Here is a 22,051-nt window from a genome sequence, read left to right on the forward strand (position 1 = left end):
GCAGCACGTGTGCCTCGATCGGGTTCCGAGAAAGATCAGAAGTTGGAGCGCGTATCCGCCGAGGTGTGAAGACCTTGCACTCGTTAGTTCTGCTCCTTTGCTGTCAATCCCATGTGGTCGGCGACCGTGAGGTAGACAATGGAACAGTCGCGCTGCGTGCGCAAAATGGGGACGACTTAGGGTCGCAACCCATTGAAAACGTAGTGGAACTATTCGCCGATCTGGTTGCCAAACGCAGCCGTGTATAGCCATTTGGGAGTAAGAATATAGCTTCGATGAATTCAAAACGTACCCGGCGTAATCAGGATATTACGGCGCCGGAACTGCGTGTGATAGACGCCGAAGGCGAACAGCAGGGCATTATGAGCCGTGCCGACGCCCTCGATTTTGCCTCTAACCTAGGACTGGATCTGGTCGAGGTCTCGCCTAACGCCGAGCCCCCCGTCTGCCGTGTCATGGACTATGGGAAATACTTGTTTGAGGAGAACAAGAAAGCCCATCAGGCCAAGAAAAAGCAGAAGCAGATTCAGGTTAAGGAAATCAAGTTTCGCCCTGGTACAGAAGAGGGTGACTATCAGGTCAAACTGAAGAAGTTGCTGAAGTTTTTAGAAGGCGGTGACAAAGCCAAAGTGACGCTGCGGTTTCGCGGACGTGAAATGGCCCACCGCGACGTCGGTGCCGCGATGCTCAAACGCGTCGAGGCCGACCTAGAAGAGATTGCACAGGTGGAGCAACACCCGAAAATGGAAGGCCGACAGATGGTCATGGTGTTTGCACCGCGTAAGCATTAATCGCCAGCGAGAGTTGGCACGCACGACCTAAAACAGAAAAGCAGTGAATGGGGCAGCCCATCACTCACCTGATCACCCCGCTGTGGTGGAGACAGGTCAAAACGGAGTAAGTCATGTCTAAGATGAAGACCAATCGGGGCGCGGCCAAGCGCTTCAAACGCACGGGTAAGGGCGGCTTCAAACGCAAGCAGTCCCACCTTCGCCATATCCTCACCAAGAAAAGCAGCAAGCGTAAGCGCCACCTGCGATCCGTCGAGCAAGTTGCCGAATGCGATCTCAAGTCCGTTCGTCGTATGTTGCCGTTTGTTTAAAGGAGAGTTGAGATGGCACGAGTAAAACGCGGCGTCATTGCACGAGCACGCCACAAGAAAGTTATTAATAAAGCGAAGGGGTATTACGGTGCCCGTCGCAACGTCTATCGAGTCGCCAAGCAGGCCGTCATTAAAGCCGGTCAATACGCGTATCGCGATCGTCGTAACCGCAAGCGTGAATTCCGCGCGCTGTGGATCACTCGCATCAATGCGGCGGCCCGCATGCACGGGTTGTCCTACAGCCGTTTGATCGACGGACTCAAAAAGTCGTCGGTGGAGATCGACCGCAAAGTACTGGCGGATATCGCTGTGTTTGATCCAGAAGGTTTTGGTGCTATCGCCGAACAAGCCAAGGCTGGACTTTCGCAGTAAATCCCGGGTGCTTGCGCCCACCGAACGTTTTTACGAGAAGGGAAAGGCCTCGGTCTTTCCCTTTTTTTGTCTTAAGGAAATATCGTGCAAGAACTAGATCAGATTGTTGCCGACATTTGCGCCCGCATTGACGCGGCCGACGATCTTGCCACGCTCGATCAAGTACGGGTCGATGCGCTGGGCAAGAAAGGGCAGCTTACTGCGTTGTTGAAAACCTTAGGCGGGTTGCCGCCCGAGGCTCGTCGCGAAGCCGGGCAACGTATCAATGTGGCGAAAACCGCCACGCAAGAGCGGATTCTCGCGCGTAAGGGGCAGCTGCAACGCGCGGCGCTCGATGCTCAAATTGAAGCGGAGCGAATCGACGTTACCCAGCCTGGTGTCGGGCAGCATCGTGGTGGGTTACATCCTGTAACACGCACACGTCGACGCATCGAGTCACTCTTTCAAAGTATGGGCTTTGCCGTTGAATCGGGCCCTGAAATCGAAGACGATTTTCATAACTTTGAAGCGCTCAATATTCCGGGACACCATCCAGCGCGTGCCATGCATGACACCTTCTATTTTGACAGCGGGTTGCTTTTGCGCACGCATACGTCACCGGTTCAAATCCGCGCGATGGAAGAGGGCGGGCTTCCGCTTAAGCTCATTGCGCCAGGCCGGGTCTATCGTTGTGATTCCGATGTGACGCATACGCCGATGTTTCACCAAGTCGAAGGGCTCATGGTCGATAAAGGCGTGAGTTTTGCCAACCTAAAGTCTGTGCTGCACGAGTTTTTACGACACTTTTTCGAGCGTGACTTGGCGGTGCGGTTTCGGCCCTCCTATTTTCCGTTTACCGAGCCGTCGGCGGAAGTCGATATGGAATGCGTGATGTGCGGCGGCAAGGGCTGCCGTGTTTGCTCGCACACGGGCTGGTTGGAAGTGCTTGGATGCGGCATGGTGCACCCGAACGTGTTTAAGCATATGAAGATCGACTACACCGTGTATTCGGGGTATGCGTTTGGCATGGGCGTGGAGCGACTCGCCATGCTGCGTTATCGGGTTAATGATCTAAGATTGTTTTTTGAAAACGATCTGGATTTTCTCAAACAGTTTGGCTAACCGACAGGAAACGAACAATGTTAATCAGTGAATCCTGGTTGCGTGAACTGGTCAATCCCGAGTTGTCGACAAAAGCGCTGGCTCATCAGATCACCATGGCTGGGCTCGAAGTCGACGGTATCGAACTGGCCGCACCGGAGTTTAAAGGCGTGGTGATCGGCAAGGTGCTGGACACCGAGCAACATCCTGATGCCGAAAAACTTCGCGTCTGCACCGTCGACATCGGTGCCAGTGAACCATCGCGTATCGTGTGCGGTGCGCCCAATGTGCGCGCGGGATTGACGGTCGCGGTGGCGACAGTTGGCGCGCGCCTGCCCGGAAAAATTAAAATACGTAAAGCCAAGCTGCGCGGCGTCGAGTCACACGGCATGATTTGCTCGAGTCGTGAGCTTGGGCTAGGTGATGAGCACGACGGCATTATGGAGCTGCCGGACCTGCCGATTGGTCAGGATTTTCGCGACGTGTTTGGGCTTGACGATCACGTTATCGAATTGGGATTGACGCCTAACCGAGGCGATTGCCTTGGGATGTTTGGCGTAGCCCGCGACGTGGCAGCACTGAACCAGCAACAGTTCGACGCGCCCAAAGCCGCTGCCATTGCCGCGCAAGTTGACGATCAGATCGCCATTCACTTGGATGCGCCAGATTACTGCGCGCGCTATTGCGGTCGCGTTGTCCGCCACATCCGCACCGATGCCCAAACGCCGGTTTGGATGGTTGAGCGTCTGCGTCGTGCCGGTATTCGCGCGATCCATCCGGTGGTGGATATCACCAACTACGTGATGATCGAAAGCGGTAAGCCTATGCACGGATTCGATCTTAAAACGATGAATGGCGATGTGCGCGTGAGGCTTGCCGAGCCCGGTGAGGCACTCACGTTGTTGGACGGTCGTGAAATCACCTTGGATAGCGATATTCTGGTGATTGCCGACGATAGCGGCGCGCGTGCGCTCGGTGGAATCATGGGTGGCTCAGACTCAGGTGTCAGTGATGCGACGACCGACGTCTTTTTCGAAAGCGCGTATTTTGACCCGCTGAACATTGCGGGCAAGGCGCGGCGATTTGGTCTACACACCGATGCGTCTCATCGCTTCGAACGCGGTGTGGATCCAGACCTGTGCGCCGATAGTATTGAGCGCGCCACTGAGTTACTGCTGGCGATTTGCGGCGGAGAACCCGGGCCGGTGGTCACGGCGGAGGTTACCGAGCATTTGCCCAAACCCGCGCAGATCGAGCTAGAGCATGCCCATTTAGAGCGCCTGATTGGTCGCGCGTACGAACGAACCGAGGTGACGCAGATTTTTCGGTCTTTGGGCTGCGACGTGAGCGAAACGGATGCAGGCTGGCAGGTGACGGCGCCGACGTATCGATTTGATTTGGCGATTGCCGAAGACCTGATCGAAGAGGTGGTGCGTATTCATGGCTATGATGAGGTTGAGCCCAAGGCCGCCGTAGCGGAGCTCGGCATGGGCGCGGCGCGCGAGTCGAACGTGGATTCGATGCGTATGCGCGACTATTTGGTGGCGCGTGGATACCACGAGGCGATTACGTATTCCTTCGTTGATCCGAAATGGCACGCGCTGTTGGTTCCCAATGTGACACCTCTGCCATTGAGCAATCCGATTTCGTCGGATCTGTCGGTGATGCGTGCCGGGTTGTTGCCGGGTCTTCTGGGGGCTGTGAAGAAGAATCTGAGCCGGCAGAAAACGCGCGTGCGTTTATATGAGGCAGGATTGAGGTTTATTCCTCAAAATAATGAAATTAAACAGGAAAATGTGATCGGCATCATAGCAACTGGTGCCCGGTATGCAGAACAATGGGGACAGGACAGTCACTCTGTGGGCTTTTTCGACGTAAAGTTGGATGTCGAAACCTTGCTCACGATGGGAGGCATGGACCGCCAGATTGATTTTGTCGCTGACCAGCATCCGGTGCTTCACCCCGGACAAACCGCTCGAATCGTGGTGAATGGGGAAGACGCAGGCTGGCTTGGCACATTGCACCCAAGGGTGGCTAAAAACGCCGAAGTCGAGGGAAATGTCGTCTATTGCGAGCTAATTGAATCGGTCGCTATGGCGGCCAGCGTGCCGCAGTTTGCGCCGCTGTCGAAATATCCGGCGGTGCGGCGTGACCTCGCAATGATCGTGCCAGAATCGGTCTCAATCGAGCGGATCTTGGCGACGGCAGAGTCGGCGGCGCCAGCGTCGCTCAAAGATTTGCGAGTGTTTGATATTTATCGAGGAAAAGGCATAGAAGATGGTGCAAAAAGTGTCGCTTTAGGCTTGATTTTACAGGATTCTTCGCGCACTCTAACCGATGTGGAAATCGACGCCGCGATGGCTGAAATTGCCGCTCAATTACAAGAAAACCTGCAAGCAAAAATAAGAGATTAGGAATGGCCCTCACAAAAGCAGATATGGCCGAGTCGTTGTTTGACGAACTTGGACTTAACAAGCGTGAAGCACGCGAACTCGTCGACGTGTTTTTCGAAGACCTACGTGTCTCGCTAGCCAGTGGCGAGCAAGTCAAATTATCCGGATTCGGCAATTTCGACCTGCGTGACAAGAATCAGCGTCCCGGTCGCAACCCGAAAACCGGCGAAGAGATCCCGATCAGCGCGCGACGCGTTGTGACGTTCCGCCCGGGCCAAAAACTGAAATCACGAGTAGAGGCCTATGCTGGAAGCGGGGAATAACAACGAACTGCCGCCGATTCCGGGGAAGCGGTATTTCACGATTGGGGAAGTCAGCGAATTGTGCGGCGTCAAGCCTCACGTGCTTCGCTATTGGGAGCAGGAGTTTCCGCAGCTCAAGCCCGTGAAACGCCGGGGCAACCGGCGCTACTATCAGCGGCAGGACGTCATCATCATCCGTCAAATCCGAAGTTTGCTGTATGAGGAAGGCTTCACTATCGGCGGCGCACGCCAACGATTGACGGGCGACGAGGCACGTGAAGACGTTTCTCAGAGCCAGCAAATCATCCGCCAAATGCGCACGGAGCTAGAGGACATCCTCAAAATCCTGCGCCGCTAGCATCGCGTTCGGTGGTCGAATCCATCGTTGATCATTATCCGTTTTTGGGCATTGTCGTGGGGCGCTAATCCCTCTATGATGAGCGCCCGCAGCCGTCATCACGGTGCCTGAAAGTTACAGTCGGGGCGTGGCGCAGCCTGGTAGCGCACTTGCATGGGGTGCAAGGGGTCGGAGGTTCGAATCCTCTCGCCCCGACCAATCAACTTTCATCGAATACTGCTCAACCTCGCCGCCTCAGCGTGACCCCCCCCTTGGGTGCGTTTGGGTGCCGTCTGTGCTCAGGTGATCACGATGTTGGACGATCCCGGCAGCTGCGACGCGAAAGTGGAACCCAAGAGTGTCGACGGCGTGTACGCGCCGCTCAGGTCCGCACGTTCCAGTAAATGACGGCTAGCAGCGATCGCGGCCTCAACCGTGAAGGCGTACGCATTGGCCGTAACAAGCCGCGCGCTGCGCACACTCCCTTCGGCATTGCGCACTTCACCCCAGACATAGGTCCGGTCAGTCTCGCGCTGATGTTCCGTCGGGCCATGCACGCGCTTGTCGATTTCCTTGTGCAACATACGCTGTACCCATCGCCACCCGAGCGCGCCACGAAATGCATCGAGACGACGCAATCGCTTGATGAGCGACTCGGAAGCCGGAATGTAGGTCTCAATCGAACCAATGCCCGTGGTGTGATAGGCGGTGGCGACGTCGCCCCAGGGAATGGTCATCGCGGACTTGTTGCCATTACCGAAGTCGATTTGACGGTCTCGATACGCGAGCGGCACCTCAATGAGTTCGCCTTCCTGTCGAACACGACCACCGTTAGGTAGCGTCGCAACCGTTGTTTTTGCCGTGCCTGGACTCAGCACCGTGTTAGCGTCAAACCCCAGTGCCAGGTGGGTCGCATCCTCCATCGCGTGTTTCAGTGTGGCGGCCAAACAATCGGTCGGTACCACATCAAAGCCGACACCGGGACACAGCACAATGCCCGACGTTTTGGCGGCATGATGGCGAGACTGGGCGTATTCAAACACATCGATTTCGCCGGTGATATCGAGATAGTGTGTGTGTGTGTCGAGGCACGCATCGATTAAGGGCTGCGCCGTGTGCGCGAACGGGCCGGCGCAATTAAGAACGACTGAGACGTCGTTTAAATGTCGTCGTAAGCGCTCGCGCTCATCGAGATCGACGACCAGCTGTTTGCAGCCCGTATCGCCCGCGAGGCGGGTCAGAGGGCCGGCCGAGCGGCCGCTGATCAGGGGCTGAAGGTCGCGCGATCGGGCTTCTTGGACGATGAGTTTCCCGGTATAACCATACGCGCCATATATCAGCCAATTGTCTGCCATGCGCGCGATCTCTCCCTATAAAAACTGCGCGCATTGTAGCGTAAATACGCTCGATGGGTATGCGTGTTGACTCGCCCTCGACACCTCCCTATGTTAGCCATTCCGATCCGCGTTGGATGATTTGATATGCCAAGTTTAGTGCTCGTACGTCATGGGCAAGCCTCATTTGGGGCAGAAAATTATGATCAGCTTTCTGATCTCGGTCGCCGTCAGGCGGCCGCGACGGGTGTGCATTTGGCCAAGCTCGGTATCAAACCGACACAGGTCTATTCTGGCCAGCTTGAACGTCAGAAAGACTCCGCACTGCTTGCGATGAAAGCTATGGGTCTTTCGCCTTCCATTGAATCGCTAGAAGCCTTTAACGAATACGATTCCGATGGCGTGTTTAAGGCATTTTTACCGGCGGTCTTGGATCGCTTTCCAGCGATTCGCGATCAACTCAAGCCGGACGATTTTAGTTTGCTCAAGGACCGCAAAATTTTTCGCACACTGTTTTTTCCGGTATTGACCCAATGGATTGACGAGCAAGTCGTCGAACCGGGTACGGTCGAGGCCGCGCTCCAGGACGAGGGCAAGGTGCTTGCGCCAAACGGTCAGCCCTATGAGCCATGGGGGCGGTTTCGCACCCGAGTCCTGCAGGGCGTGGACGACGTTCTTGCGAAACTCGACGAGGACGACTGCGCGTTCGTGTTCACGTCAGGCGGCACAATTTCCGTGACCATGACCTATGCGTTGGCCACAGCCGATGTGCGCTTTGCCGAGTTTAATTGGCGAACGGCGAATGCGTCGATTACCCGATTTATGGCCACCGACCGGGGCTTAGAACTTGAATCGTACAACCAATACGGGCATCTCAATGCCCCTGAGCAACAGCTCAAAGTCACCCATCTTTAGACGCTGATTGACAGCTAACCCCGAAGGAATCGCCATGAGTGATCTTATTGATAGCGCGGACCCGCAGCGCGATAGCGAACAGCTTGATCAAGCGGTGCTTGAGCGTTATCTGCTCGAGCAAAACGTTATTCACGAGCCGATTTCGGCCATAACCCAATTTTCGGGCGGCGCATCGAATCTGACTTACCGCGTACAAAGCGGTGAGCTCGATCTGATCTTGCGTCGGCCGCCGTTCGGTCACAAAGCCAAAACCGCCCACGATATGTCGCGGGAAGTGACGGTACTGTCCGCGCTCAGCCCACATCTGGCTGTCTGCCCCAAGCCCGTGCATTTTTGTGAGGACGAAGCGGTTATGGGGTCACCTTTTTATCTTATGGAGCGAATTGCTGGGGTGATAATTCGCCGCGAAATGCCGCCCGCGCTGAGCGCTCAACCCGGATTGTACGAACGCATGTGTCAAGAATTTGCCGACCAACTTGTGGCGTTGCATACCTTGGATCCGGCTGCCGTGGGACTGGCGGACTTCGGCAAACCGGAAGGCTATGTCGCGCGACAGGTCAACGGCTGGATCAGCCGTCTCGAAGCGGCTGTCACTCAAAACACGCTGTCGTTCGATGCACTCGCTAACTGGCTAATCGACCATATGCCTGATGACCATGTGGAGTCAGCCATCATTCACAATGATTATAAGTTTGATAACGTCATCTGGAGTGAGCAGAGCCTGTTGGACAACGCGCCGCGGATTATTGGCGTACTGGATTGGGAAATGGCAACGCTCGGCGATCCGCTCATGGATCTTGGGTCGACGCTGGCGTATTGGGTTGAAGCCGGCGATCCCGCGCCCCTCATTGCAACGGGCATGATGCCGACCTATCTACCCGGCATGCTGTCGCGTCAGGGATTCAGCGATCACTATGTGGCGCAGCGGGGATGGGATTCGCACGATATGGCCTACTACCGAACATTTGGTCTTTTTCGTCTGGCTGTGATTGTCCAGCAGATTTACTATCGCTTCGATCTTAAGCAAACAGACAATCCCATGTTTGCCGGATTCGGTGATTTGGCCAATTTACTCATTCATACCGCGGGTCAAGCCGCGCACGCATAGATCAGCAATGTCTAGCCCGTTGCCTTGACGCTGTAATTAAGGCGAATCGGGAGGGCGGACGCTTTCGGCGTTCATGGTGATGCCGAGTGGACCGCGCGGAACATAAAGCTCCATCGTTTGCCCATTTCGATTTACCACAACCGGTACCATCTCGCCCACGGAGCCGCTTTGCGTGCCGCGGCGAATCGCCCGTGTGTCATACACTGATTGTCCGTCGTACGACACCAACTGATCGCCGTTTTGAATGCCGGAATGAAAAGCCGGCGAATTGTCGATCACGGACGACACATTGACCTGGTTGGGACGGCCGACCGCATACAGATAACGGGCGTAATAGTCGTCACCAAATTCGGTCGCTAAGTTGTTTTGTGATTGATTGAGCCGCTGAATTTCTTCCCGGTATTGCTCCTTACCCAGCCAGCCTTCGCGCTGCGCTTGGTCTCGAAGGTAAAGTCGCTGCATAGACAGTTCATCGAGGCGCGATTTGATTTGTGCCGCATCGCGTTCTGGGATGCCCGCGTCGGTGAGGGACGCCAGGGTCAGTCCCCCTTGATTGCGCCGTCGAGCGTTTTGCATGCGCGCCAGTCGGCCCTCTGATGCCAGCGAGGCGGACTGAGCCACCGGTTGCTTGTCGATGGCGCTCAGACGCACGGACAATGCGTCCAGTTGATCTTTCAGCGCAGAGCGCTCGTTTTGTGCGATCTCAAGTTCGCGCCTGAGTTGGCTGATAAGCGCCGCCGTATCATCATCGGTGGCGAGCATGTTGATCGGGCTATCCGATGCATCCGGGGTCGATTCGGTGATTGGCGGCGGGCTGGCCGAGAGCGGATCGCTCGTAATGGCGTCACGCGCCCACGCGACGAGCCCCGCCCCGATCAGGAGCGCGACAACCAGCAGTAGTTTGGACTGAGACATAGTTCACCCGTGGATCGTTCTCTGTGCAAAGTATAGCGCGCCTGCTCCGGCGACGCCCGGCGCGCGAATGAAGCGCGCCAGTGCTTTGTTTGAGCGGGTAAATTCGAGTTAGTTCAGCGTTTCACACGGACACGCGGCAGGAAGAGCCTGTCCCACGTTCGGCCGAGGGTCTAGAAGTTGGCAATGAGATAGAACAACCAAAGCTCATAGGAAATAAGAACCACATAACCGGCAAACGCCAGCTGCGCGAGTCGATTGACCGTAAAGCCCAACGATAGGTGCACGTTTTTGTGAATCACTAGAAGCAGTACGCCGAGAATGGTGAGGCCCAGTTTGAACCCGACGAACTTCCGTACGTCGGTTTCGATCAGTACGGCCATCAGAGTGTTCAATTCAATGGCGCCTTTGGACAACAGGCTGAGGGTGAACGCCGCGTCCATGGCGCTCATAATGACAATCCCGATCGCCACCATGATTACCGGCCACTCGTACCGATCGACATAAACGGTCGTGTCGTCTGCGCGGCGGGCCGCCACGCGCCGTCCCGCAATGCCCAAGGTGTACTTGCTAAAAAACGGCGGCGGTTGACGGCGATCGTCAGAACGACGGGTAACAATCGAATGCATGGTTCATCCTCAGTTTGGATTCTTGTAAATAGAGGGAGCAAGTTTTGTGCCATCGCAAGAGATCACCATCAGACAGATAGTTAGCGGGCAGCTCGGGTTAGAAAATGGTCGTCGTGTAAGTAATATCGACGGCCATTATCGACTTATGGCAAGTCGACGCGCGAATGACTTATGTCGACGAATTCAACGCGTGTGTGGTGTTTTAGCTCGCGGTCATTCGCGCACTACAGGGGCGCCCAAGGCGCAGAGCGAGTCAATCAACATCGCGCTTAGAAAATGAGCACACCCGTGATAAGCGCGATCAGAAAATTGGCGACAGCGAATCCGGTGAGCGCTGGATACGGTAGCGACGGGACCCAGCGGCGGCAGATCAACGCGACCAGAATCGGTGCAATGAGCGCGGCCGCAGCCGCGATCGACAGGCTGGTGACAAAGCCAAACGGAATGCCTTGCTTGTATTGAAAAATAAGCATGACCGAGGCGGTGAGAAAGGCGGTCGTTGCGGCGATAAGAAACACCGACAGGGCATTGAGCTTACTGTATGTGGGCGAGTCATCCGTGTCGGCAACAGTTGTCATTCGGTTCGGTCCATGAGGTTAAGAAGGGCGTGATACAACGGTTTCAGTCTCGCATACATGGAAGTGTATACCGAGCGATACAGCCGATCATACATTTTGGCGGTTTTTGCATGGGGTGTAAATGCGTCGCCGCGATGCGTCATGGCAGTGACCGCCTGATGGATGTCCGAAAACGCGCGGGTCGCTACGGCGCAGCAGATGGCGGCACCCAGAGACGACGCCTCGTGCGTATGTCCGCGTTCGACCGTGCGCCCTAGAACATTCGCGGCGAGCTGCATGACCGCGTCGCTCTGCGCGCCACCGCCCGCCACGCGAATACTCACCGCGCGTTGCCCGGTGCGACGCTCGATTTTTTCGAGGCTTTGGCGCATGGAGAACGCCAGCCCCTCAAGCAGCGCTCGATACACGTGCGCCCGGGTGTGTTGACTGTTGAAGCCGATCAACGCGCCGCGCGCTTCGGGTCCTGGGACGCGCACGCCGGGCGACCAGTACGGCTGGGCGACGAGGCCCTCGGCGCCCGGTGGGGTCTGGTTGAGAAAAGAATCAAACAGGGACTCAGGCGTCACGCCGTCGCGATGGGCTTGCTGTCGTTCGGCCAGTGCAAATTCCTTTTTGAACCAGCTCACAAGCCAAAACCCGCGGTGCGTTTGCTCCTCGCAGAGAAAACGCCCCGAAATGGCCGCTGGATAGGCCGGCACAAAGCGTTCCACTTCGACATATCGCTCAACCGTGAGATTGACCGTCGCGGCCGTGCCAAAACTGAGGCAGGCCTGGTCGTGCTGTGTACAGCCGGCACCCAGCACTTCGCAGGCTTTGTCGGTAGCACAGGCGACCACGGGCAGGCCCGAGGGCAGTGCTAAGGCCTCTGCGGCGGAGGCGCTCAATTCCCCCAGTGGCGTGCCGGGAGCAATGAGTTCTGGCAGATGCGAGGGGCGCAGAAAGGGCAGTGCGCGCCAATGCCATTTCTGTGCGTCTGCCCACTGCTGCTTACGATAGTCAAAGGGCACGTAGCCAACCTGATTGGCCACACTGTCGCGAAAGAGGCCCGTTAAGCGGTAGTTGAGATAGCCGCTTAGAAACAGCATTTTATGGGTCTGTTCCCACACCTCAGGCTCGGTCAGGGCCAAATAATTGCTTTCGGCGTCTGATTGAAAACGGCGCACCGTGCGATGTACGCCAATGACGCGCATGCCCACGCCGGTCATACCGAGCGATTCAGGTGGAACACAACGTCGTTGGTCCGACCACAATATGACCGGTCGCAGTGGTGTGCCATTGGCATCGAGCACGACAACGCTCGCACGTTGACTGGTGACGCCAATGGCGGCCGGGGTAATCTGGTGCTGATGGGCGAAGCGCACCACGCTGCCCACGGCATCGCAACAGGCGGTCCAAAATTGCTCTGCTTTGTATTCAGCCTGTCCAGGCTCGTCACTGATGAAGGGTTCGTAGTCGCTACGTGACGCGTAAAGCAACGTGCCTTGAGTGTCGATCAAACACGCTCGCAGACTCTGTGAGCCTGCATCCACTGTGACAAAGGCGGATGAGGCCACTAGTCGTCGGTACGTTGGTCGGCGCGCAGATTTTTGATGTAGACATCTTGCTGCGGAAACGGAATGTCGATGTTGTGTTCTTTGAATGCAGTGAAAATTTTCAGGTTGAGCTCGTGCGTGATACGCCCGCGTTCGACGGGTTTGGGCACCCAAGACAACAGCTCGACGTTGATGCCGCTGTCGCCGAACGTGCGCACCCGAACCCGAGGTTTGGGGGTTTCGCAGACGCCTGTTTGATTGATCGCGATCTCTTCGAGCACGTGACAGACTTTTTGCAGGTCGCTGGCATACGACACGCCAACCTTGTTGCGGATGCGGTATTTTTCGTGCGGGCCGCCGGTTTCATTGATGATCTTTGCATTACCGATTACGGCATTGGGAATCGTGATTTCGACATCGTCGCGTGTCAGCACGCGCGTACTGCGAATACCGATCTGAGTGACCTCACCGCGTTCGCCGCTACCCAGCACCACAAAATCACCCACTTTGTAGGGGTTGTCGACAAGAATGGAGACGCCCGCGAAGACGTTGGCCAGGGTGTCTTTGGCTGCGAAACTGAGCGCAAGACCTAAGATACCCGCTGAGGCCAACAGTGCCGTAACATCCTTGTTCCAGGCGTTCATGAAGGCGTAAATCGCCGCGATCAGAATGATCATATACATCACGTTCTGAACGAGCGGCAACGTACGATTGTCGATAAAATTGAAGCCGCGGCGCGTGTTCTTTAAGGCGTTCAGCACCAGACTTGTGAACGACAAGGCAAAGGTCATCCATACCCATACGCCGATGGACTTGAGAATCGACTGCGAAATAGACGCGGTGCGTTCCGCAAGATCCAGTCGGCCTATCGCCAGTGATCCGCCGATGAGTAGAATCGACACAAACAGAGGCCGACGAAGTCGCTGGATCACCGCATCGTCCACATCGGTTTTCGTAAAGCGCGTGAGTCGACCCACAATGCGGGTGAGTAGGCCGGTGAACAGGTAGGCCAACAGCACCGTGATCGTCATGATGATCGCCGACTGAAGAAGCGGGTTGGGGCCGAGCAGCCCCGCGCACATCTCAACCCACGCGCGCAGTGTATCGATATAGTTCATTTTGCTGAGCTTTCTTTCTCTGTCGCGGCATCGGCCGCATCAAAAATTTTATTGCCACCAAGCCAGGTTTCGATAACGCGCTGTTGCCAGATGTGCGATTCGGGAATCGAAAAGAAATCGTCTTCCAACACAATAAAATCGGCCCACAGCCCCTCCTCGAGGTTACCGATTTTCGTTTCTTGATGTGCAGAAAAGGCCGCATCGACGGTAAACGCACGAAGGGCTTCACCGCGTGTCATCGCCTAGTTCGCATACCAGCCTTCGGGTGGATTGCCCGCATGATCTTTACGCGCCACCGCGGAATAGAGGCCGTGGAATGGATTGGACAGTTCGACCGGAAAATCGGAGCCGGCGGCGATGATCACACCAAGGTCCAATAGCTTACGCCACGCATAAGCGCCCTTGATGCGTTCGCTGCCGACGCGATCTTCGGCCATGTTCATGTCGCTAGTGGCGTGCGTAGGCTGCATTGACGCGATGATCTCATGTTCTTTCAGCTTGGCCAGGTCTCGCAGCGGAATCACCTGCGCGTGCTCGATCCGATGGCGTAACTTGTGCCGAGTGATGGGTAGGCGGGCAAATATGTCGATGACTTGTCGATTGGCTGCATCGCCGATCGCGTGGACGTTGACCTGAAAGCCAAGATTCGCCGCCCGACGCACTTTCAGTTCCAATTCATCGAACGGGCTGAATAACAACCCGTGGCTGTCCGGCTTGTCGGAATAGGGTTCAAGCAGCGCGGCGCCTCGGCTGCCGAGCGCGCCATCGGCGTACAGTTTGACGCTGCGTAACACAAAAAGATCGCGCTCATCGGCGGGCCAAGGTTGTTCGACCGCGGTCAGCTCCTCACCAGCCCCAGACACCATGGCGTAAACCCGCAGGGTGAGAGAACGATCCCCGGCGAGTTGGCGGTATAACCCGGCAAGCTGCGCGCTGACGCCCGCATCGTGAGCCGACGTAATGCCCATGCGACGCAGTTCTTCTTGTGCCAGGGCGAGCGCTTCGATAACGCTGGATAATGTCGGCAGTGGTATTTGGTTTTCAACCAATGCCATGGCGCTGTCGACGAGCACCCCGGTCGGTTGGCCCTCTTCATCGCGTAAGATTTCACCACCGGACGGGTCACGCGTGAGCTCAGTGATACCGGCCTTTTCGAGCGCCAGTGAATTGGCCCATCCAGCGTGGCCATCAATGCGACGCAGAAAGACGGGGCGGTCCGCGACAATTTCATCCAGATCGGCGGCGGTGGGAAATGCCTTGTCGGGCCACAACACTTGATTCCAACCGCGGCCCAGAATCCACGGTAAGCGTGTCTGCGTCTCGGCAAATTCGGCGATGCGGTCTTGAGCATCTTGTACTGAGCGCGTTCCCACCAAATCGACACGCTGGCGAGTTTGGCCGAGGCCCAGGATATGGCCATGGGCGTCGATCAGTCCGGGCAATACCACGCGTCCGTTACCGCGAATGACGTTGATTCCCTCATCGAGTGAGTCGGTGGACGGAGGGGTGGTGTAAATTTGCGCGATTTTGCCATTGTCATCGATAAGCATGGCGGCAAAAGGCGACCAGTAACCCGCGCGCGGCTCGAGCGTTTGGCGCGCGGCAGGGGTGCCATCGGGCGGAGATTCGGCAATAAACCGATAGCCAGTGATATCGGTATACAAGATGGCCCCGCTTGCAAGCGGAGTGATCACCGCCGCGCCGATCAGAAGGCTGAGACGCCGGACTGCTCGATAAAATAGGGTTTTTGGTACTGCGAACGGGCTCTCAAGCATGACGGACCTCGTCAAAAAACTAACGCCAGTTTACGTGGTTATGACAACTTCAGGCAACGACCTGCGGTGTCTAACGGCCACAGACCTGTTAAACTACACGCCGGTTTGAGAATCGGTCCGCGTGGACGGCGCGACCACTCGCACAGAATAACGGATTAACTGTATGTATCTGGACTATTTTGGTTTAAATCAGCCACCGTTTCAGCTGACGCCTGATGCGGAGTTTCTGTACATGAGTCCTCAGCATTCGGAAGCCAAGGCGCATATGGACTATGCGGTGCTTAACCGAGATAGCTGCGTGGTGGTCACCGGTGATGTGGGTTGTGGCAAGACCACGTTGATCAACCGTTTTCTGGCCGACGTGGACGATGAAATTCGCGTGGCGCGCATCTTTCAAACCCAACTTTCACCACGCCAGTTTTTGCAATCGCTGCTCGTTCAGTTCGGTTACAAACCGTTTCGCAAGAACAAGGCTGAGTTGCTCGATACGGTGCGCCATTTTTTACTCGAAGAGCATCGTGCTGGCCGGCAGGTGGTGTTGATTGTCGACGAAGCACAAAACCTCAGTGTCAAAGTGCTTGAAGAGATCCGCCTTCTCACCGACATCGAAACCGAAAAAGCCAAGACTATTAACGTACTGCTTTGCGGTCAGCCGGAGTTTGAAGACAAGCTGTATTCCCCCGGCATGGAGCAGCTGGCACAACGCGTGCACTTCCATGTGCGTCTCAAGCCGCTGAGCTTGGTTGAAACGTCGGAATACATCAATTTCAGACTGAAGATCGCCGGCTACGCGGGCGAAGATGACCTGTTTCCGGCCGAGGTTATCCCCGCGCTGTTTCGATACACGGGCGGTGTGCCGAGGCTCATCAATACGCTCTGCGATACGGCGCTTACCAGCATGTTTGTGGACGAAGAGTCGGTGATCAGCAATGAGACCATCACCAGCGCCTTGGAAGAGCTCAAGTGGGTGCCATTTTCGGAACGCAGTAACCGCAAGCAAAGCAAGCAAAGTAAGCTCACCGAGCATGCACCGCAGCTGGTGCTCGTGCGGGAAGGTACGGTCATTCAAAAATACAAAATCCACGGCGATCGCCTCGTAATCGGACGCGATGCGGACAACGACATCCCCGTGGCAAGCGAGTTCATCAGTCGTCACCACGTGCAGATCAGCTACTACAATGACGCGTACTGGGTCAGCGATCTTAAGAGTACTAACGGCACCTACGTCAACGGTAAGCGAATCCAGAAACACCAATTGTCGGACAAAGACGTCATCGCGCTGGGCCATCATCGATTGATTTTCCAGGACGTCAAAGAACGTCGAGCCGCCAATGACGGCGATACCGCCACCAATATCTCCGACTATCGGGGAACTCGCGTGATTGGCGATGAAGTCGATGAGACCGGCAAGCACGAAGCCTTTATGACCGGTACGCTTACCGACGACGGCAAAGGCTGACTGTCCGCCCACTCGCTCACGATACCAGTGCGTGGGATCGGAAGCGCATCGGCGTAGTGTGTTTTTGTTGAAAGGCGGTTAGCCAATCCTGGGCCACCGGCGCTGTCACGTTACCCAATCCACTATCGCGAAGTGCGTGAATAAAGCGCAGCGTTTTCAGACCGTCCATACCGTTTTGAAGTTGCGGAAGCCATTGGGTCTTGGGGTAGTGGGTAAGCGTGTCATCCAGCCACTCGAATAAATCGAGCGTATCGGCTGCCTGCGTCGCAGCCGCATACAGAGGGCGGTCCTGGTGATCGTCCCAACGGGTGCGAGCGCAGGGCGCAGCGGCTCCACCGTCACGTTGAGCGCTGGCGGCTATAAAATCAAGCCATAATTTCAGGGCATCGAAACACGCAGGCGCATAGAACGCGCGGGTGTCGAGCGGGTGGCGCTGTGTCGCAAACGTTTGGACGGCTGGCCCGGTGCCAAACGGCACACGCGTTGAGAGTCGTTCCTCAAGGCGTATGGTGCGCGATGCGTCGAAGCCAATCCGGCCAAGTTTGCGGAGTTTATTCAGCAAATAAAAATCTTCGCCCGCGGCGCGGCGCGGATACCCACGCACACTGGCGTAGGCGTCGGCTTTTATCGCCAAGGCGCTGCCTAAGCTATAGTGGGCGTAAGGCGAGGTGGCATGCTGTAAACCCGCCACATAGTAATCGAGCTTCAGGTCATAAAGACGTTGGCTGAGGCTCGTCGTCGGGCTACCGACATGCTCAAAATTCAGATGCATGGCGACCGCATCGCCAAACTGTTCCGGCGCCAGAAAGTAATGGGCGGGGAGTGTTGCGTCTCCATCGGTTTGATAAAACCACTCGGATCGCACCCGGTCTTTGTGCCAAAGCGCCAGCGCGACATCATTGCCGAGCTTGCGGGCCAATCCCACGCCTTGACGAGCTGGCAGGGGATCTGTGCATCGATCGATAACCAGCACATTAAGTCCAGTATCGCCAAAATTGACGAGGGTAGTATCGCTCGATTGCGCCAGCTGCGGGTGGTTGCAAACCAAGTGGTGATGGAGCGCTCGTGTTCGAGCGGCGGCTGCCGTGCTAGCGTCCTCAGGTGTGTTGATGACGGCGATCACCAGTGCTTTGTCGGCGTCGCTTACCTGAGCGAGAGAGTGGAATATAGCCTCCGTTTCGTCGAATAAGGGGACGCACACGACGTGTTGATACCGGCGGCAATGCCGCGATAACCATTGCGCCCGATCCGTCGATCCCGTTACGGCGTAGTGATGTAAATATTGCTCGACGCGAGCGGAGGGCGTCATCGCCTCGTCGGGGATGAATCAGTGCAGCGCTGCACGAAGCGGCAGCGACGTGACGATTTCGGCTTCAATCGACTGCAGGTCCCGCAGTCGCTCCGCCACGATTTGATCAGGCACATAGCGCAGCGCCAGATCCACAAACAAACGCTGATGGCGGGCTTCGGACACCGCGAGTTGATGATAAAACTGGCGTAGCGTTGACTCTTCGCAGTGTTCGCCGATCAACGCAAAGCGTTCGGTGCCGCGGGCTTCCACGAGGCCCGCAATCAGCAGCCGATCCAGCAGATATTCCTGTTTGCCATGGCGGACATGCTTGCGTAGCGCATTGACATACGGGTCTTTAGTGTCTGGCGTAAGTTGTATGCCCCGAGCATGTATGAGTTTAATAACTTGGCGAAAGTGGCTCATTTCCTCGGCTGCCAGGTCGGCCATATCCGCCACAAGCTGCGCACGGTCCGGATAATGGCAAATCATCGACGTGGCGACCGCGGCCGCTTTGCGCTCGCACGCCGCGTGATCGATGAGAAACGTATCGAATTCGGCCAATACCGTCTCTACCCAGGCGGGCGTTGTGGCCACACCCAGCGCGATCGACAGGGGTTCGTGCGGTGTGCCGTGCGTTGCGTCGGCGAGTGAGTGGCGGTTGGCGTTTGCATTCATAGGTCAATCCGGTCGGTAGAGGCAGTGTCGATGACTCAGTGCTGGTAAACTCACCTGGGCGCGCCGCGCAGCGCGTCCGAACGAATTCCACTATTTCTTACTAGAGAGTCACTATGCCAGAGTCTACCACCGACAGCGCCGCCTGGAAGGCCCTTACCGCTAGCGTTGAGCGAGTTCGCTCGGCGACAATGCTGGATTGGTTTGCGCGTGAAAATGATCGCGTCAGTTCGTTCACGATCGAAGCGGCCGATTTGGTCGCGGATTTCTCCAAGCAACAAATCGACGCGCAGACGTTCGGCGAGCTCGTCGCGTTAGCCGAGAGCATCGATCTGAACGCGTCGATCGACGCGATGTTCAACGGTGAATCGCTCAACGACAGTGAACAACGCGCGGTGCTGCACGTCGCCTTACGCGGATCGGTCGCGGACGATTTGGAGGTGGCCGGCGATCCGGTTGCGCAGGTTGTCGAAACGGAGCTTGGTCGTATGCTAGCGGCGGCGGAGCGTATTCGGCGCGGCGAGTGGAAAGGTTTTGGCGGCCAACCCATCACCGATGTCGTGCATATCGGAATCGGCGGATCGGACCTCGGTCCACGCATGGTGACGCGGGCGCTGACCCCGTTTCATAGCGGTGATATCACCGTGCACTTTGTGTCCAATATCGACGCGCACGAGTTACTGCATGTGCTTGAGGGCGTAGAGGCCGAATCGACCCTATTTTTGATCGCATCCAAATCATTTGGGACCGAAGAGACACTCACTAACGCCCGTATCGCACGCGAGTTTATTGTCGCGCACTTTGGTGATGACAACGCGGTGGCGCGTCACATGCTCGCGCTGTCGTCGAATGCGCCGAGGGTGGCCGACTTCGGCATCGACCCGGCGAACCGTTTTGAGTTTTGGGATTGGGTGGGTGGTCGCTACTCGGTCTGGTCCGTCATCGGCATGCCCATTGCAATCGCGGTTGGAGCCGAGCATTTTCGCGCGTTTCTCGCCGGCGCCCGGACACTGGACACTCACTTTCGACACGCGCCGTTTGAGAAGAACATTCCCGTGCTACTTGGGCTCACTGGAATTTGGAATCGAAATTTTTTGGGATACGGCTCGCAGGCGGTGGTGCCCTACGCGCACTTTTTGGACTTGTTGCCCCAATATTTGCAGCAGGCGGAAATGGAAAGCAACGGCAAGCGGGTGCGCCTCGACGGCACGCCGCTCACCACGCCGTCTTCGCCGGTTGTGTGGGGAACGGCAGGGACGGATTCCCAACACGCGTATTTTCAGCTGCTCCATCAAGGCACCGAGCCGGTGCCGGTGGATTTCGTAGTGGCGATCAAGAGCCGACACACCCGGCCGGACAGTCACGCCCGCTTGCTGACCCACGCCATTGCGCAAAGTGAAGCTTTGCTGTGCGGCAAGCGTGCGGACGACGCGCCTGATCGACTTCGGGCTCACCAGTTGTGTCCCGGTAATCGGCCGAGCACAACGCTGTTGCTCAGTGAGCTGACACCACACGCGCTCGGCATGCTTATCGCCGCATATGAGCACAAAATATTTGTCGTGGGACAGGTGCTTGGGATCAATTCATTCGATCAGTTCGGTGTTGAACTGGGCAAGCAGCTCGCGGCGGAATTACTGCCCATGATGAACGGTGAGCAGCCCGTGGCTGAGCGCGACCCCTCTACCCAGTCGCTACTGCGGCGCTGCCGAGCGGGTCAGGCTTGACCGATTCGTTTCTAAACCTGTGACCAATTACCCAAAAATCAAATAAAATCAGGGAATACGACTGGCTTTCTAATCACATTTCTGATGCAAAGGGGGTATAATCGGCGCCCTGGGAGGCGAAGTGAAAAAAACCGTTAACGTCAGTCCGGTGCTCGAGGACGTGCGCTACGAAATCCGTGGTGCTCTGGCCAACCGCGCCCAAGAACTCGAACGGCAAGGCTACGAGATTACCAAACTCAATATCGGTAATCCGGGTCAGTTTGGCTTTCGCACACCGGAAACAATGCGCCTGGCGATGATCGAGAACCTGCGCGCGAGCGAAGCCTACTGTCACCAGAAGGGCATTTTTCCCGCTCGCGAGGCCGTTGTGATGCAGCAACAGGACCGCGGCGTGGAGGGCGTTACCGCTGAGCATGTGTTTATCGGCAACGGAGTCTCAGAGCTGATTGATCTGACGCTGCGTGCGCTGTTGGCACCCGGTGATGAAGTGCTGGTCCCAGCGCCCGATTACCCACTTTGGACGGCGGCGACTTTGCTCAATGGTGGCGTGGTGCGCCACTATCCGTGTCGGCCCGACGAGGCATTCATACCCGACGTCGACGCTATCGAAGCGCTGATTACGCCAAAAACCCGCGCGCTGGTCGTCATCAATCCGAATAACCCAACAGGTGCGGTCTATCCGGTTGCGGTACTCGACGCGATGGTGGCCCTGGCGGAGCGCCACAATCTGGTGATTTTGAGCGACGAGATTTACGACCAGATGCTGTATGACGATGTGGTGCATGTGCCGTTGGCCACTCGGGTCGATCAGGGCGTGTGCATAACGTTCTCCGGTTTATCCAAAGTGTATCGTGCCTGTGGTTATCGCGTGGGATGGGCCGTCGTGAGTGGCGATCTTGAGGCCGCGGCAGATTACCTTCATGCGTTAGAGCTCTTGGCGTCACTGCGCCTGTGCGCCAACGTGCCGGCTCAGTGGGCGGTGCAAACCGCGTTGGGCGGGTACCAGAGTATCACCGAACTGACGCGTCCACCGGGACGTTTGCATGCGTCGCGCGCGGCGGTTATCGATGCGGTCGCCGACAGTCCATTTCTAAAACTCGTGGTGCCACAAGGCGCGATGTACGCCTTCGTCGGTGTCGATACCGATCGTTTGCCGGCCTTTAACGATTACGCGTTTGCGCTGGATCTACTTGAGCATCAGCACGTTTTGGTGGCACCAGGCGGCAGTTTTAATGTGCCGTACAGCGATCACTTTCGCATCACCTTATTGCCGCGCGCCAATTCGCTCCACCAAATATTTGGGCGCATTAATGCGCAGTTAGAGAGCTTGGCGCAAAAAGATCCATCACTGGTGAGCGTGACTTCGTCGAGCCATGATGTGACGAATCCTTCTGTGACAAAAAAGGCGCAAGACTGAT

General features: G+C 56.6%; 20 protein-coding genes, 1 tRNA gene and 1 pseudogene. 13 read left to right on the forward strand and 9 right to left on the reverse strand.

The window, feature by feature from the left end:
- Nucleotides 1–275 precede the first annotated feature (275 nt).
- The 8 genes from infC (at nucleotide 276) to AAF465_12175 (ending at nucleotide 5,805) form a co-directional block, all read left to right on the forward strand.
- A complete protein-coding gene (infC, locus tag AAF465_12140) occupies nucleotides 276–791 on the forward strand; it encodes a translation initiation factor IF-3 (protein MEM7083474.1) in 516 nt (171 codons plus the stop codon).
- Nucleotides 792–904: 113 nt separating this feature from the next.
- A complete protein-coding gene (gene rpmI / locus AAF465_12145; protein MEM7083475.1) occupies nucleotides 905–1,102 on the forward strand; it encodes a 50S ribosomal protein L35 in 198 nt (65 codons plus the stop codon).
- Nucleotides 1,103–1,114: 12 nt separating this feature from the next.
- Nucleotides 1,115–1,474: a 50S ribosomal protein L20 gene (rplT, locus tag AAF465_12150; GenBank protein MEM7083476.1), complete on the forward strand. Its 360-nt coding sequence runs from the start codon at nucleotides 1,115–1,117 to the stop codon at nucleotides 1,472–1,474.
- 81 nt (nucleotides 1,475–1,555) lie between these two features.
- Nucleotides 1,556–2,575, forward strand: a complete 1,020-nt coding sequence (pheS, locus tag AAF465_12155; GenBank protein MEM7083477.1) for a phenylalanine--tRNA ligase subunit alpha — start codon at nucleotides 1,556–1,558, stop codon at nucleotides 2,573–2,575.
- A 17-nt stretch (nucleotides 2,576–2,592) separates the two neighbouring features.
- On the forward strand, nucleotides 2,593–4,968 hold the full coding sequence (gene pheT / locus AAF465_12160) for a phenylalanine--tRNA ligase subunit beta (protein ID MEM7083478.1): 2,376 nt from the start codon (nucleotides 2,593–2,595) through the stop codon (nucleotides 4,966–4,968).
- 2 nt (nucleotides 4,969–4,970) lie between these two features.
- On the forward strand, nucleotides 4,971–5,270 hold the full coding sequence (ihfA, locus tag AAF465_12165; protein MEM7083479.1) for an integration host factor subunit alpha: 300 nt from the start codon (nucleotides 4,971–4,973) through the stop codon (nucleotides 5,268–5,270).
- Complete coding sequence (locus AAF465_12170) at nucleotides 5,251–5,607, forward strand: MerR family transcriptional regulator (GenBank protein ID MEM7083480.1); 357 nt, start codon at nucleotides 5,251–5,253, stop codon at nucleotides 5,605–5,607. The genes ihfA and AAF465_12170 overlap by 20 nt, the downstream gene beginning before the upstream one ends.
- Before the next feature lie 121 nt (nucleotides 5,608–5,728).
- Nucleotides 5,729–5,805, forward strand: a tRNA-Pro gene (locus AAF465_12175).
- 80 nt (nucleotides 5,806–5,885) lie between these two features.
- Here the strand turns inward: AAF465_12175 and AAF465_12180 are convergent.
- Nucleotides 5,886–6,941 carry a saccharopine dehydrogenase NADP-binding domain-containing protein gene (locus tag AAF465_12180; GenBank protein MEM7083481.1) on the reverse strand — a complete coding sequence of 352 codons (1,056 nt, stop codon included), beginning with the start codon at nucleotides 6,939–6,941 and terminating at the stop codon, nucleotides 5,886–5,888.
- Nucleotides 6,942–7,067: 126 nt separating this feature from the next.
- Here AAF465_12180 and AAF465_12185 point away from each other — a divergent pair, with 126 nt between their 5' ends.
- Together AAF465_12185 and AAF465_12190 are read left to right on the forward strand one after the other, a co-directional pair.
- Entirely contained in the window at nucleotides 7,068–7,835 is a 768-nt protein-coding gene (locus AAF465_12185) for a histidine phosphatase family protein (protein ID MEM7083482.1), read from the forward strand.
- Nucleotides 7,836–7,869: 34 nt separating this feature from the next.
- Nucleotides 7,870–8,943, forward strand: coding sequence for a phosphotransferase family protein (locus tag AAF465_12190; protein MEM7083483.1), 1,074 nt, complete (start codon nucleotides 7,870–7,872; stop codon nucleotides 8,941–8,943).
- Between the two features lie 36 nt (nucleotides 8,944–8,979).
- Here AAF465_12190 and AAF465_12195 read toward each other — a convergent pair whose 3' ends face one another.
- From AAF465_12195 to AAF465_12220, 6 genes and pseudogenes are all read right to left on the reverse strand, one after another.
- Nucleotides 8,980–9,858, reverse strand: coding sequence for a PDZ domain-containing protein (locus AAF465_12195; protein ID MEM7083484.1), 879 nt, complete (start codon nucleotides 9,856–9,858; stop codon nucleotides 8,980–8,982).
- Nucleotides 9,859–10,028: 170 nt separating this feature from the next.
- A complete protein-coding gene (locus AAF465_12200; GenBank protein MEM7083485.1) occupies nucleotides 10,029–10,484 on the reverse strand; it encodes a DUF5658 family protein in 456 nt (151 codons plus the stop codon).
- A 269-nt stretch (nucleotides 10,485–10,753) separates the two neighbouring features.
- Complete coding sequence (locus AAF465_12205; protein ID MEM7083486.1) at nucleotides 10,754–11,062, reverse strand: hypothetical protein; 309 nt, start codon at nucleotides 11,060–11,062, stop codon at nucleotides 10,754–10,756.
- Complete coding sequence (locus AAF465_12210; protein ID MEM7083487.1) at nucleotides 11,059–12,615, reverse strand: FGGY-family carbohydrate kinase; 1,557 nt, start codon at nucleotides 12,613–12,615, stop codon at nucleotides 11,059–11,061. Before AAF465_12210 ends, AAF465_12205 begins: the two co-directional genes overlap by 4 nt.
- Nucleotides 12,615–13,712 carry a mechanosensitive ion channel family protein gene (locus AAF465_12215; GenBank protein ID MEM7083488.1) on the reverse strand — a complete coding sequence of 366 codons (1,098 nt, stop codon included), beginning with the start codon at nucleotides 13,710–13,712 and terminating at the stop codon, nucleotides 12,615–12,617. The genes AAF465_12210 and AAF465_12215 overlap by 1 nt, the downstream gene beginning before the upstream one ends.
- A pseudogene (locus tag AAF465_12220) lies at nucleotides 13,709–15,487 on the reverse strand (amidohydrolase). The gene AAF465_12215 and the pseudogene AAF465_12220 overlap by 4 nt, the downstream one beginning before the upstream one ends.
- Before the next feature lie 163 nt (nucleotides 15,488–15,650).
- Here AAF465_12220 and AAF465_12225 point away from each other — a divergent pair.
- A complete protein-coding gene (locus tag AAF465_12225) occupies nucleotides 15,651–16,946 on the forward strand; it encodes an AAA family ATPase (GenBank protein ID MEM7083489.1) in 1,296 nt (431 codons plus the stop codon).
- 16 nt (nucleotides 16,947–16,962) lie between these two features.
- Here the strand turns inward: AAF465_12225 and AAF465_12230 are convergent, their stop codons facing one another.
- Together AAF465_12230 and AAF465_12235 are read right to left on the reverse strand one after the other, a co-directional pair.
- Nucleotides 16,963–18,255 carry a hypothetical protein gene (locus tag AAF465_12230; protein ID MEM7083490.1) on the reverse strand — a complete coding sequence of 431 codons (1,293 nt, stop codon included), beginning with the start codon at nucleotides 18,253–18,255 and terminating at the stop codon, nucleotides 16,963–16,965.
- A gap of 18 nt (nucleotides 18,256–18,273) precedes the next feature.
- On the reverse strand, nucleotides 18,274–18,912 hold the full coding sequence (locus tag AAF465_12235; protein ID MEM7083491.1) for a tRNA-(ms[2]io[6]A)-hydroxylase: 639 nt from the start codon (nucleotides 18,910–18,912) through the stop codon (nucleotides 18,274–18,276).
- 113 nt (nucleotides 18,913–19,025) lie between these two features.
- Between AAF465_12235 and pgi the strand changes: the two genes are divergently transcribed.
- Nucleotides 19,026–20,633 (forward strand): glucose-6-phosphate isomerase, encoded by a 1,608-nt coding sequence (gene pgi / locus AAF465_12240; protein MEM7083492.1) that lies wholly within the window; start codon nucleotides 19,026–19,028, stop codon nucleotides 20,631–20,633.
- A gap of 121 nt (nucleotides 20,634–20,754) precedes the next feature.
- Nucleotides 20,755–22,050, forward strand: coding sequence for an aminotransferase class I/II-fold pyridoxal phosphate-dependent enzyme (locus AAF465_12245; protein MEM7083493.1), 1,296 nt, complete (start codon nucleotides 20,755–20,757; stop codon nucleotides 22,048–22,050).
- Nucleotide 22,051: the final 1 nt, after the last annotated feature.

The organism is Pseudomonadota bacterium (assembly GCA_039028935.1).
Taxonomy (GTDB): Bacteria; Pseudomonadota; Gammaproteobacteria; order Steroidobacterales; family SZUA-146; genus SZUA-146.

Excerpts from the sequence above, each read along its gene's own strand:
- AAF465_12205 (MEM7083486.1), bottom strand. The coding sequence starts at position 11,062 with ATGACAACTGTTGCCGACACGGATGACTCGCCCACATACAGTAAGCTC.
- AAF465_12170 (MEM7083480.1), top strand. The coding sequence starts at position 5,251 with ATGCTGGAAGCGGGGAATAACAACGAACTGCCGCCGATTCCGGGGAAG.
- AAF465_12235 (MEM7083491.1), bottom strand. The coding sequence starts at position 18,912 with ATGAATGCAAACGCCAACCGCCACTCACTCGCCGACGCAACGCACGGC.
- AAF465_12225 (MEM7083489.1), top strand. The coding sequence starts at position 15,651 with ATGTATCTGGACTATTTTGGTTTAAATCAGCCACCGTTTCAGCTGACG.
- AAF465_12230 (MEM7083490.1), bottom strand. The coding sequence starts at position 18,255 with ATGACGCCCTCCGCTCGCGTCGAGCAATATTTACATCACTACGCCGTA.
- pheT (MEM7083478.1), top strand. The coding sequence starts at position 2,593 with ATGTTAATCAGTGAATCCTGGTTGCGTGAACTGGTCAATCCCGAGTTG.
- AAF465_12195 (MEM7083484.1), bottom strand. The coding sequence starts at position 9,858 with ATGTCTCAGTCCAAACTACTGCTGGTTGTCGCGCTCCTGATCGGGGCG.
- infC (MEM7083474.1), top strand. The coding sequence starts at position 276 with ATGAATTCAAAACGTACCCGGCGTAATCAGGATATTACGGCGCCGGAA.
- AAF465_12215 (MEM7083488.1), bottom strand. The coding sequence starts at position 13,712 with ATGAACTATATCGATACACTGCGCGCGTGGGTTGAGATGTGCGCGGGG.
- AAF465_12185 (MEM7083482.1), top strand. The coding sequence starts at position 7,068 with ATGCCAAGTTTAGTGCTCGTACGTCATGGGCAAGCCTCATTTGGGGCA.
- rpmI (MEM7083475.1), top strand. The coding sequence starts at position 905 with ATGTCTAAGATGAAGACCAATCGGGGCGCGGCCAAGCGCTTCAAACGC.
- rplT (MEM7083476.1), top strand. The coding sequence starts at position 1,115 with ATGGCACGAGTAAAACGCGGCGTCATTGCACGAGCACGCCACAAGAAA.
- AAF465_12190 (MEM7083483.1), top strand. The coding sequence starts at position 7,870 with ATGAGTGATCTTATTGATAGCGCGGACCCGCAGCGCGATAGCGAACAG.
- pgi (MEM7083492.1), top strand. The coding sequence starts at position 19,026 with ATGCCAGAGTCTACCACCGACAGCGCCGCCTGGAAGGCCCTTACCGCT.
- AAF465_12200 (MEM7083485.1), bottom strand. The coding sequence starts at position 10,484 with ATGCATTCGATTGTTACCCGTCGTTCTGACGATCGCCGTCAACCGCCG.
- AAF465_12180 (MEM7083481.1), bottom strand. The coding sequence starts at position 6,941 with ATGGCAGACAATTGGCTGATATATGGCGCGTATGGTTATACCGGGAAA.
- ihfA (MEM7083479.1), top strand. The coding sequence starts at position 4,971 with ATGGCCCTCACAAAAGCAGATATGGCCGAGTCGTTGTTTGACGAACTT.